The sequence below is a fragment of the Stenotrophomonas sp. 3diitr2024 genome (assembly GCF_042136455.1).
In the GTDB taxonomy this organism is placed as follows: domain Bacteria; phylum Pseudomonadota; class Gammaproteobacteria; order Xanthomonadales; family Xanthomonadaceae; genus Stenotrophomonas; species Stenotrophomonas sepilia.
The window spans coordinates 1-11,221 of record NZ_JBHHMJ010000240.1 but is presented as its reverse complement, the minus strand read 5'-3'; the positions used below and the strand labels follow the sequence as shown (position 1 = coordinate 11,221).

At 68.4% G+C, this 11,221-nt stretch carries 8 protein-coding genes; 4 read left to right on the top strand and 4 right to left on the bottom strand.

The features are described from left to right. Positions 1-63: 63 nt before the first annotated feature. The gene (locus ABGA94_RS05535) at positions 64-681 is read right to left on the bottom strand and encodes a TetR/AcrR family transcriptional regulator (protein WP_005420712.1); all 618 of its coding nucleotides are present in this window, start codon (positions 679-681) and stop codon (positions 64-66) included. 158 nt (positions 682-839) lie between these two features. Here ABGA94_RS05535 and ABGA94_RS05530 point away from each other — a divergent pair, with 158 nt between their 5' ends. From ABGA94_RS05530 to ABGA94_RS05520, 3 genes are read left to right on the top strand one after another with little or no spacing between them, the layout of a single operon-like run. Continuing rightward, positions 840-2,003, top strand: a complete 1,164-nt coding sequence (locus ABGA94_RS05530) for an isovaleryl-CoA dehydrogenase (protein ID WP_005420715.1) — start codon at positions 840-842, stop codon at positions 2,001-2,003. A 10-nt stretch (positions 2,004-2,013) separates the two neighbouring features. After that, a complete protein-coding gene (locus ABGA94_RS05525) occupies positions 2,014-3,624 on the top strand; it encodes a carboxyl transferase domain-containing protein (RefSeq protein WP_111174940.1) in 1,611 nt (536 codons plus the stop codon). 26 nt (positions 3,625-3,650) lie between these two features. Beyond that, positions 3,651-5,633, top strand: coding sequence for an acetyl/propionyl/methylcrotonyl-CoA carboxylase subunit alpha (locus ABGA94_RS05520; protein WP_375366612.1), 1,983 nt, complete (start codon positions 3,651-3,653; stop codon positions 5,631-5,633). Positions 5,634-5,652: 19 nt separating this feature from the next. Here the strand turns inward: ABGA94_RS05520 and ABGA94_RS05515 are convergent, their stop codons facing one another. After that, entirely contained in the window at positions 5,653-6,819 is a 1,167-nt protein-coding gene (locus ABGA94_RS05515) for a putative peptide maturation dehydrogenase (RefSeq protein WP_005420721.1), read from the bottom strand. A gap of 138 nt (positions 6,820-6,957) precedes the next feature. Between ABGA94_RS05515 and ABGA94_RS05510 the strand changes: the two genes are divergently transcribed. Continuing rightward, the gene (locus tag ABGA94_RS05510; RefSeq protein WP_065178400.1) at positions 6,958-7,254 is read left to right on the top strand and encodes an NHLP-related RiPP peptide; all 297 of its coding nucleotides are present in this window, start codon (positions 6,958-6,960) and stop codon (positions 7,252-7,254) included. Between the two features lie 7 nt (positions 7,255-7,261). On the opposite strand, the gene ABGA94_RS05505 is transcribed toward ABGA94_RS05510, so the two are convergent. Together ABGA94_RS05505 and ABGA94_RS05500 are read right to left on the bottom strand one after the other, a co-directional pair. Further along, positions 7,262-9,754: a putative peptide modification system cyclase gene (locus tag ABGA94_RS05505; RefSeq protein WP_375366610.1), complete on the bottom strand. Its 2,493-nt coding sequence runs from the start codon at positions 9,752-9,754 to the stop codon at positions 7,262-7,264. Positions 9,755-9,767: 13 nt separating this feature from the next. Then, entirely contained in the window at positions 9,768-10,808 is a 1,041-nt protein-coding gene (locus ABGA94_RS05500; RefSeq protein ID WP_032954692.1) for a diguanylate cyclase, read from the bottom strand. Between the last annotated feature and the right edge of the window lie 413 nt (positions 10,809-11,221).

Sequence of the window (11,221 nt, the reverse complement as noted above, 5' to 3'; positions counted from 1 at the left end):
AGATCCCTTTTGCGCCGCAAAAGGGATCTGACCCCAGCAACAGAAGCCGGCCAGCGGCCGGCGCTACCGGATTGCCGGGGCGCCGATCGCGCGCAGGCAGAAGCTGCAGATCGCATCCACCAGCGCGTCTTCGTCGCGGTGCGCTTCGCGGCTGGGCGCGGTCGGGCCGACCATCGCTTCGGTGAAGGCACCGACCAGGCAGGCGGCGGCCACATGCGCGTCCTGCACCGGCAGCTCGCCGGCCGCTACGCCCTCCTCCACCAGCCGCAGGAACACGTCGCCGAAGGCGCGACGGCCGCGCATGCGCTCGGCTTCCACGTCCGGGTCGACCGGTTCAACGATGAAGGCGTGCGCCAGCCCCGGCCCGGCCAGGGCACGGCGGACGAAGGCGGTGATCGCCAGCCGCAGCCGCTCGCTGGCCGCCTCCGGGCCACTGGCGATGCGCTCCATGATCGCGACCTCGTGGGCGACGGCGGCATTGAGGACTTCCACGAACAGCTCTGCCTTGGACGGGAAGTGGCGATAGATCAGGCCGGTGGACACCCCGGCCTGGGTCGCCACGGCCGTCACCGGGGCATTGCGCCAGCCGCCCGTGGCGACCAGCTCGCGGGTGGCCAGCAGGATCCGTTCACGGGCGCCCGCCAGGCGTTCTTCCATCAATGCAGAGCGTTTATAAGCCATGTTCTGATTCTAGTTTCAATTTTTGAATTCGTATTCACTTCTTACCCGAACCCCGCTACGCTGGGGCCATCGCCCGTGTGGGTGGCGGTCCTGCAGACCGCCCCCCACTCCCCTGCCGGGTGCGTCCATTCCTGCCATCCCGCCGTGGAGCCACCACAATGCACGTGCCATCCCTGAACTTCGATCTTGGCGAAGACATCGACCTGCTGCGCCAGAGCGTGGCCCATTTTGCCGCCGCCGAGGTCGCTCCGCTGGCCGCCGAGGCCGATGCCAGCAACCAGTTCCCGCTGGCGCTGTGGCCGAAGCTGGGCGAACAGGGGCTGCTGGGCCTCACCGTGGAAGAAGCATACGGCGGCACCGGCATGGGTTACCTGGCCCACGTGGTGGCGATGGAAGAGATCTCGCGCGCGTCCGGCGGCATCGGCCTGTCCTATGGCGCGCACTCCAACCTGTGCGTGAACCAGCTGCGCAAGAACGGCAACGAGGAACAGAAGCAGCGCTTCCTGCCCGACCTGTGCAGCGGCGCCAAGGTGGGCGCGCTGGCGATGAGCGAACCGGGCGCGGGTTCGGACGTGGTGTCGATGAAGCTGCGTGCGGACAAGCGCGGCGACCGCTACGTGCTCAACGGCAACAAGATGTGGATCACCAACGGCCCGGACGCCGACGTGCTGGTGGTCTACGCCAAGACCGACATGGACGCCGGTGCCAAGGGCATCACCGCGTTCCTGGTCGAGAAGGGCATGAAGGGCTTCTCCACCGCGCAGAAGCTGGACAAGCTGGGCATGCGTTCTTCGCCCACCTGCGAGCTGGTGTTCCAGGATTGCGAGATTCCTGAAGAGAACGTGCTGGGCCAGGTTGGCGGTGGCGTGCGCGTGCTGATGTCCGGCCTGGACTACGAGCGCGTGGTGCTGTCCGGTGGCCCGCTGGGCCTAATGGCTGCGGCGATGGACGTGGTGATGCCGTACGTGCACGAGCGCCACCAGTTCGGCGAGCCGATCGGCAGCTTCCAGCTGATCCAGGCCAAGATCGCCGACATGTACGTGGGCCTGGGTGCCTGCCGCGCGTATGTCTATGCCGTGGCACGTGCCTGCGACCAGGGCCGCACCACCCGCCAGGACGCCGCCGGTGCCATCCTGTACGCCGCCGAGAAGGCCACCTGGCTGACCGGCCAGGCGATCCAGATCCTGGGCGGCAACGGCTACATCAACGAATACCCGACCGGCCGCTTGTGGCGCGATGCCAAGCTGTATGAGATCGGCGCCGGCACGTCCGAGATCCGCCGCATGCTGATCGGCCGCGAACTGTTCCAGCGCACCCTGTAAGGCCACTGCGATGACCGTATTGAGCACCCAGCTGCAACCGGGCAGCGAAACGTTTGAAAGCAACCGCGCGGCCATGCAGGCCGTGGTCGACGACCTGCATGCCACCCTCGCCCGCACCGCGCTGGGTGGCAGCGAAGCCGCACGCGCCAAGCACACCGCGCGCGGCAAGCTGCTGGTGCGCGACCGCATCGACGCCCTGCTCGACCCGGGCAGCGCGTTCCTGGAAATCGCGCCGCTGGCCGCGCACGGCATGTACGAAGACGCCGTGCCGGCCGCTGGCGTAGTGGCCGGAATCGGCCGGGTGAGCGGCGTGGAATGCGTGATCGTGGCCAACGACGCCACGGTCAAGGGCGGCACCTATTACCCGATGACGGTGAAGAAGCACCTGCGCGCGCAGGAGATCGCCGAGCAGAACCACCTGCCCTGCATCTACCTGGTCGATTCCGGTGGCGCGTTCCTGCCGCTGCAGGACGAAGTCTTTCCCGACCGCGACCATTTCGGCCGCATCTTCTACAACCAGGCCAACCTGTCGGCACAGGGCATTCCGCAGATCGCCTGCGTGATGGGCAGCTGCACCGCTGGTGGTGCCTATGTGCCAGCGATGAGCGACGAGACTGTGATCGTGCGCGAGCAGGGCACGATCTTCCTCGGCGGCCCGCCGCTGGTGAAGGCGGCCACCGGCGAAGTGGTGACGGCCGAGGAACTGGGTGGTGCCGATGTGCACACGCGCATCTCCGGCGTGGCTGACCACATGGCCGACAACGACCTGCAGGCACTGGCACGGGTGCGCGCGATCATCGCCCAGCTCAACTGGCGCAAGCCGGAACCGGCCATGGCGGTGCAGGCGCCCGAGGAACCGCTGCTGCCGGCACACGAACTGTACGGGGTGATCCCGGCCGATACGCGCAAGCCCTACGACGTACGCGAAGTGATCGCGCGGCTGGTCGATGGCTCACGCTTCGACGAATTCAAGCCGCGCTACGGCGCAACGCTGGTCACCGGCTTCGCCCATCTGAACGGCTACCCGATCGGCATCATCGCCAACAACGGCATCCTGTTCTCCGAGTCGGCACTGAAGGGCGCGCACTTCATCGAGCTATGCACCCAGCGCAATATCCCGCTGGTGTTCCTGCAGAACATCACCGGCTTCATGGTGGGTCGCAAGTACGAACAGGGTGGTATCGCCAAGGACGGGGCCAAGCTGGTGATGGCGGTGGCCTGCGCCAGGGTACCCAAGTTCACCGTGGTGATCGGTGGCTCGTTCGGTGCCGGCAACTACGGCATGTGCGGCCGCGCGTACTCGCCGAACTTCCTGTGGATGTGGCCAAACGCGCGCATCGGCGTGATGGGTGGCGAACAGGCCGCCAGCGTGCTGGCCACGGTCAAGCGCGATGGCATCGAGGCCAAGGGTGGCCAGTGGCCGGCAGCGGAGGAAGACGCGTTCAAGGCACCGATCCGGGACCAGTTCGAGCAGCAGGGCCACCCGTACTACGCCAGCGCGCGCCTGTGGGACGACGGCGTGATCGATCCGGCCGACACCCGCCGGGTGCTGGCGCTGGCGCTGTCGGCCAGCCTCAACGCCGCCCCGCAGCAGACGCGCTTCGGCGTGTTCCGCATGTAACCCGTGCCATGACCGAGCCTGTTGCCATGTTCACCAAAGTCCTGATCGCCAACCGCGGCGAAATCGCCTGCCGCGTCATCGCCACCTGCCACCGCCTCGGCATCGCCACCGTGGCGGTGTATTCCGATGCCGACCGCAACGCACGCCACGTACGCCTGGCCGACGAGGCCATCCACATCGGCCCGGCCGCCGCGCGTGAGAGCTACCTGCGCGGCGATGCCCTGCTCGAGGCCGCACGCCTGACCGGCGCGCAGGCGATCCACCCCGGCTACGGCTTCCTGTCCGAGAATGCCGACTTCGCCGATGCCTGCGCTGCCGCCGGCATCACCTTCATCGGGCCGCCGGCCAGCGCGATCCGCGCGATGGGTGACAAGAGCGCCGCCAAGGCATTGATGGCCAAGGCCGGTGTGCCGCTGACCCCGGGCTACCACGGCGACCAGCAGGCGCCGGACTTCCTGCGCGCGCAGGCCGATGCCATCGGCTACCCGGTGCTGATCAAGGCCAGCGCCGGTGGCGGTGGCAAGGGCATGCGCAAGGTCGAACGCAGCGAGGACTTCGTCGATGCACTGGCCAGCTGCCAGCGCGAGGCCGCCTCGGCCTTTGGCAACGACCATGTGCTGGTCGAGAAGTACGTCGAGCGCCCGCGCCATATCGAGATCCAGGTGTTCGGCGACAGCTACGGTGAGGCGGTCTACCTGTTCGAGCGCGACTGCTCGGTGCAGCGCCGCCACCAGAAGGTGCTGGAAGAGGCGCCCGCCCCGGGCATGAGCCCCGAACGTCGTGCTGCGATGGGCAAGGCCGCGGTCGATGCCGCGCGCGCGGTGGGCTACGTCGGTGCCGGCACGGTGGAATTCATCGCCGGCCCGGACGGCGATTTCTACTTCATGGAAATGAACACCCGCCTGCAGGTCGAGCATCCGGTCACCGAGTACATCACCGGCACCGACCTGGTGGAGTGGCAGCTGCGCGTGGCCTCGGGCCAGCCGCTGCCGCTGCGCCAGGAGCAGCTGGCGATTCATGGTCATGCCATCGAGGCGCGGCTGTATGCCGAAGACGCCGACCGTGGTTTCCTGCCGTCCACCGGCCTCCTGCGCCGCCTGCGCCTGCCGTCGCCGTCGACTCATGTGCGCGTGGATACCGGTGTCGAGGAAGGCGATAGCATCACCCCGTACTACGATCCGATGATCGCCAAGCTGATCGTCTGGGACGTGGACCGCGACGCCGCGCTGCGCCGCATGAGCCAGGCCCTGGCCGACTGCCAGGTGGTGGGCGTGACCACCAATGCCGGTTTCCTGCGCCGCCTGGTGAACACCGATTCGTTTACCCACGCCAAGCTGGATACCGCGCTGATCGAGCGCGAGCAGGCCGCATTGGGCCGGGTGGGTGACAGCGATGATGCGCTGTGGCTGCTGGCGGCGGTGGCCGCCGTGGCCACTACTGCAGGTGCAGCCAGCGACGCGCGCGACCCGCATTCGCCGTGGCAGGTGCAGGATGGCTGGCGCCTTGGCGCGCCCGCGCCGCGCGTGCTTCCGCTGCAGCAGGGTGAACGCCGGCACACGCTGAAGGTGTGGGCGCAGACCGATGGCTGGCGCGTGCAGTGCGATGACGCGGCACCCGTGCAGGTGATCGGCACAGCCGATGTACGGGGGCTGGCGGTGCAGCTGGGCGACCGCCGCGGGTCGCTGCAGCTGCTGCGCGACGGTGACCAGCTGTACCTGTTCGGCACCGACGGCCAGCACCGTTTCACCCTGCATGATCCGGTGAGCGAATCGGACCACGCCGTGGCCGATGCCGGCAGCCTGCTGGCACCGATGCCCGGGAAGATCGTGGCCACGCTGGTCGCCGCCGGTACCGAGGTCAAGCGCGGCACGCCGCTGGTGGTGCTGGAAGCGATGAAGATGGAGCACACCCTGCAGGCGCCGGCCGACGGCACGGTGAAGGGCTACCGCGCCAAGGCCGGTGACCAGGTCAGCGACGGCGCGGTGCTGGTGGACTTCGAAGCGGCGTGAACGCCGGGGCGACGGTCGCTCAGCGGTCGTCGCCCGCCGTCACCCGACCTGCGGGATCGAATTCGGCCGTGTCCAGCGTGGCACTGCGCCAGCCCAGGCCGCAGATGGCCATCGCGCTCTGACCGATGCCATCGAAGCCGAAGGCACGATCGACATCGGCATCGTTGATGGCCGCTGTCACGAACGCCGCCAGCCCGCGCTCGGTCGCGCACAGGTACAGCAGCTGCGAGATGTGGCCGACATCCAGCGTCACCGCACGATGCGCCTTGGCGTGGTTGCGGTACTTCCAGAAGCAGCGGTCATAGCGCGGCGCCAGCACCAGCAGCGCCGGCGCATCGGCGAACCACGCCTGCCCGGACAGCATCCGCCGCGCCAGCGCCGGCAGTGCCTGCGGCGGTGGCGAGGGCAGCGGCAGCACGGCGTGCTGCACCGGGTGGTAGTGGTACAGGCCCGGTGCCAGTCCTTCCACGTTCTGCACCAGCAGGAAGCCTTCGGTAGGATGCAGGCCGCCACCGGAAGGCACGTTCTTCTTCAGGAACTCGGTATCGCGCTCGACCTTCTGCACCGCGTGCGCCATCAGCGTGCGCTGCAGCACCTGGGCCAGCAATGGCAGCGGCAGCGCGCGCTGCGGGTCGAAATTGCGGCAGGTGGTGCGGCGCGCCAGCAGTGCGTCGAACGCGGCCTCTTCGCTGCGCGGCAGCGGCTGGTAGTCGCCCTGCATGGGCTGCACCACCGGCGGTGGCGGCCCGAGGCGCTGGCGCAGGCCGGCAGCGGTGTCCAACCCCTGCCGACGCATGTCCTCCACGCTGTCCACGGCCTGCCAGCGCGCATGGCGATGGGCCAGCGCGGCCAGCGGCCACCACTGGCTGCGCCGCAGTGCCTCGTCGCGCAACTGGTGCCCCACCTCGCTCGGCGGGTCGGTCAGCAGCAGGCCCTGCTCGACCAGGCGGGCCAGCATCGCCGGGGAGGCATCGGCGGGCGGTTCGCTCCAGCGGTGCGCGCTGAGCTCGCCCAGCAGCTGGCGCTCCTCGGCGTCCACCGGCAGTGGCTGGTCCAGATGTGCGGCCAGCGCCACCCAGCTGATCTGGCTGTCCATCTCGGCGTGGCCGGCCAGCATCGCGCGCAGGTCCAGGGTGACCGCCTCGCGGGGCTCGAACATCAGGCTGGCGCAGCGGCGCAGGCGCATAAGTTTCCTTCCTTCTGCCGCACAACCGGCATAGCAGCAACGACCGCGGCGCGGCCAACTTTAGCGATGTGCGCAGCGCGGCCCTCAATGGCAGGCTGTCGCGGCCGATACGAGAAACTCCAACTACGGACGATCCCCATGAGCACCCATCCCCGCCTTTCCGCCGCAGACGCCAGCACCCTGCTGGACCACCTGATCGGCAGCGACGACTTCCGCCGCCACTTCACCGCGTCGCCGGCCAAGGCGCTGGCCTCGATCGGCCTGGACGGTGCCGTTGGCGAGAACGACTGCATGAAGATCGGCACCCTGGCCTCGGTCGAGGAGCTGAGCCAAGTGCGTGACGGGCTGCAGGCCCACCTGTCCGGGTCGGTGGCGGCCATGACCGTGGTGTTCTGCTTCGAAGCGGGCAAGGTCGGCGAGCGCATCGACGGTTGACCCGCCATCAGGGTGCGCCGGCCGTGGCCGGCGATGCCCACGTGGACACGTCATGCACGTTCAGTGGTTGCCAGACCTGCATGGCGGTGACCTCGGCAATGGCCTGGCCGCGATGCTGGGCCAGCCAGGCCTGCTGGCGGCGCACGGCGGCTTCATCGCCCTGCGCACGCAGCGCGAGCAGCAGCACGACGCGCGCCTGCACCGGCTCGCTGCCATCCAGCATCGGCTCGATCAGGGCGCGGGCAGCCTCGGGGCGCTGCATCTGCAGCTCATCCATGGCGCTGACGATGCGCAGCCAGCGGTCCGCGACCGGACTGCGCAGGCTGCGCAGCAGGGGCCGCTGCTCGTCCAGCCAACGCCTGGCCAGTTCGAACTGGCCCTGCCGCTGCGCCAGGTGGACCAGTGCCAGCCATTGCAGGCCACGGGCATGCAGCATGGGATCATCACGCTCCTGCAGCATCGGCTGCAGCAGCGCCGCAATGGCCTGCAGCGCGGCACGGTCAGCGCTCGGGCACAGCGCCGCCACGCTGGCGTGCTGCAGGCGCTGCTGCACCTGCAGGTCGATCAGCGTCGGCGCCGCTGCATCTTCGCGTATCGCCTGCTGCATGGCCGCGCAATCGCGCTGCGCGGCCGCCAGCAACAACTGCGCACGCAGCTTCATCCGCTGCTGCAGGGCATCGCTGGCATGGATCTGCGGTAACAGCTTCGCTGCCTTGGCGTACTGCCCCTGGGCCACCAGCACATCCACACCGGTCTCATCGGCGTCATCACGGCCGCGCAGGACCTGCGCCTGGGCCAGCGTTTCGGCAGCGAGCTGCGGTTGGTTGGCAGCGATCTGTATCCGCACCAGGTGGACCAGCGGATACAGCCGCAGCGGATCCTGCGGTACTGCGGCGGCACGCGCATAGGGTTCGGCCTCGCTGAACTGGTTGGCCTGCAGCAGGTACCAGGACGTGTTGGACAGCCCCGCGAACGAATCCGGATAGACCTTGGCCAGCGTGCGCCATTGCTCCAGCGCCCAGCCACCCGGCTCCAGCTCGGCCGTCCAGGCCTTCAGGTACAGCCGCTCGCGTGGCGGCAGCCGATCCTGCAGGTCCAGCGCATGCTGCATGGCTTCGCGTGCACGCCGCCCTTCCTCGACGCGCGCATGCAGTTTGGCCACGCCCATGTAGGCCAGGGCGAAACCAGGATCGATATCGATCGCCGCCTGGTACAGGTTGCGCGCCTCCTCGAAGCGACGCTGGCCCAGTGCACTTTCCGCCAGCGCGAACGCACGCAGTGCGCGAAGGTCCTGGGTCGATGCCCGCGGCAGCGGCAACGACTGTTCCAGGCTCGCCACCGATTCGCCCAGTCCGCGACGCAGGCGCCCGACCACGTCGTCCACCGCGAACACCATCTGGTCGGATCGATCCACGGTGGCGGTGAACGTCTGGATCACCTGCCCGCTGCCGGGTGCGGCGACATCGATGGCCAGCTCGTAGCCACCGATCTTCTGCCGCACCGTCGGCAGCAGCACGGCGCGCGCGCCTTCCCGCACCGCCACGTTGGCCGCGGTATCGCGGCTGAGCCGGGTATCGCCCGAGAGCCGCGCCATTTCCAGGCTTTCGCGGATCTTGCCCTCCGACAGCACGTTCACGTAGCGCGACTGCTCCAGCGCGATCCGGATCGCGTGCCGCATCGAGTCGTCGAAGATCGGGTCGCCGGTGAGATTGTCGACATCACCGAGCACCACCCAGTCGCGCTCGGCGAACGCGATCGCCGGTTCCGGCCGCAGCAGCAGCCAGCCGCCCAGCACCGCCACCGCCAGCACCAGGCCTTCGGCGGCCAGCACCAGCGGCTGCCGCCACAACGGCAGGTCGCGGCGGGCCTTGGCATTGGCACGCGGCATGCGCAGCGGTGCGGAGCCGATCTCGCCCACTTCGATCACTTCCTGTACCACCGGCACGCCCTTGAAGCGCCAGCGCCCGTGCGACTTCCACAACAGGCGCGTGCCGCGCTCGCCCAACGCATCGGTGGCACGGCGGGTCAGCGATTCGGCTACCGCCGACAACAGGATCTGGCCGGGCCGCGCCAGCATCATCAGGCGCGCCGCCATCGGCTTGGCCAAGCCTTCCACTTCCATCGACTTGGCGCCGGCGCGGACCGCCTCTGCACTGTTTTCCCAGGTCAGCACGTCACCCACATGCAGGCCGGCACGCGCGCGCAGTTCAATCGCACGCTGCTGGCCCAGCGCATGCAGTTCGCGCTGGTAGTCCAGGGCGAAGCCCAGGGCATCGATGGCGCGCTCAAACAGCATGAACAGGCCGTCCGAACGATCGATCAGCTGGCCATTCCAGCGGTGCTGCAGCACCAGCACCAGGCGGTCGTGTTCCTGGAACAGGCTCGCCGCCGCCACGTCGCCGATCCGCTCGACCAGCTGCAGCGAATCACACAGATCAGTGAACAGCAGGGCGCGTAGCTGTGGGCTATGCGGGGCTGACGTTCCGTTGTCGCCATTCATCGCCTGCATCTCCCTATTGGCCGTCCGGATCATCCACCCAGCGCAGGCAGTTGCCGCCATCACGCTTGGCCCGGTACAGCGCCCGATCGGCGCTGGCATACCACTCGCTCCAGTCCGCGTCGGCATCCAGCAGGCTGGCTCCGATGCTGACCAGGCTTACATGCGGCGTGCCATGGCTGCGCTCGAGCAGGCCGTGCACCGCGCTGAGGATGAACTCGGCAGCGTGCTGCACGATCTCGCGGTTGCCACGGCGCAGCATCAGGCAGAACTCATCACCGCCAAGCCGGCAGGCCAGGTCCTGTTCGCCAGCCATCGAGCGCAGGATGTTGCCCATGCTCTGCAGCACGCGGTCGCCGGCCTGGTGGCCGTGGCGGTCGTTGATCTGCTTGAAACGGTCGCAATCGATCAGCAGCAGCGCCTGCGGCGGCCCCTCGGCACGCTCGCGGCACTCCTGCAGGTACAGGGTGAGGCCACGGCGGTTGTGCAGACCGGTCAGTTCATCGGTACGCACCAGCTCGCGGGTGTGGGTCAGCTGGTGGGTGGTGATGTAGAGGTTGTCCAGCGCGGTTTCCAGATCGTGGTTGCGCCGGCGCAACTGGCTGATCAGGGCCTGTTCGTTGGCCAGCACGCGCATGATCGTGCGGCGCAGGAAGTAGGCCACCAGGCCCGGATCGGATTCGACCAGCCGGTGGAAATCAGCCGGCCCCAGTTCCAGCACATCGCAGTCGACCAGCGCGCGCGCGCTGGCGCTGCGCAGGTGGTCGCCGACCAGCAGGCCCAGTTCTCCGAAGAACTCATGCTGCCCGAGTGTCTTGATCACCAGGTCCTCGCCGAAGTCCAGTTCGATCTGGCCTTCGAGGATCACATACATGCGCTCGCCGCGGTGGCCACGCTGGAACAGCCACTGTCCGGCACGGAGCTTGCATGCGCGGGCGAATCTGGCAAACAATGCCACCTCGGCATCTGACAACAGCGCGTGCACGATCTCGGCCATCGCCACCCGGGCGATACCTGTCGTCACATCACTGTTCTCGGCCGCACCCCTGCCGGTCATTCCCTGCACCCGCCGCCAGCGTCCCCTGGTGAGCCGCGGAGCATAGCACCGCTTTAAAGTGTGCGCCCTATCTCATTTTGACCGTTCTGCCGATCTTGATTGATGTGAAGATCGATGGTGGCCCGTTCTGGTCACGGGTGCCCGGGCAAAACCCCTGCTGGATCAATTCGATGCCGGGTTTCACAGGGTTTCGGCCAAGTTGCCGGAACCCGGGGTGCGCCTGATTGACGCTGCCCGCTGGCTGCCCCCCTTGCATCGATACAACAACGCCGGCAGGTCCCCCGACCGGCCGGCGTTGCCTGGCCCTTCCCTGGCCACCCTGATCGGATTTCCAGGCCCCGGTAGAGCCGGCCGCTGGCCGGCTGCCACGCAGCGCCCGGAGCATCCTGTGATTGCCGGCCAGCGGCCGGCAC

Coding starts and splice junctions, on each gene's coding strand:
- ABGA94_RS05535 (WP_005420712.1), bottom strand. CDS start 681: ATGGCTTATAAACGCTCTGCATTGATGGAAGAACGCCTGGCGGGCGCC.
- ABGA94_RS05530 (WP_005420715.1), top strand. CDS start 840: ATGCACGTGCCATCCCTGAACTTCGATCTTGGCGAAGACATCGACCTG.
- ABGA94_RS05525 (WP_111174940.1), top strand. CDS start 2,014: ATGACCGTATTGAGCACCCAGCTGCAACCGGGCAGCGAAACGTTTGAA.
- ABGA94_RS05520 (WP_375366612.1), top strand. CDS start 3,651: ATGTTCACCAAAGTCCTGATCGCCAACCGCGGCGAAATCGCCTGCCGC.
- ABGA94_RS05515 (WP_005420721.1), bottom strand. CDS start 6,819: ATGCGCCTGCGCCGCTGCGCCAGCCTGATGTTCGAGCCCCGCGAGGCG.
- ABGA94_RS05510 (WP_065178400.1), top strand. CDS start 6,958: ATGAGCACCCATCCCCGCCTTTCCGCCGCAGACGCCAGCACCCTGCTG.
- ABGA94_RS05505 (WP_375366610.1), bottom strand. CDS start 9,754: ATGAATGGCGACAACGGAACGTCAGCCCCGCATAGCCCACAGCTACGC.
- ABGA94_RS05500 (WP_032954692.1), bottom strand. CDS start 10,808: ATGACCGGCAGGGGTGCGGCCGAGAACAGTGATGTGACGACAGGTATC.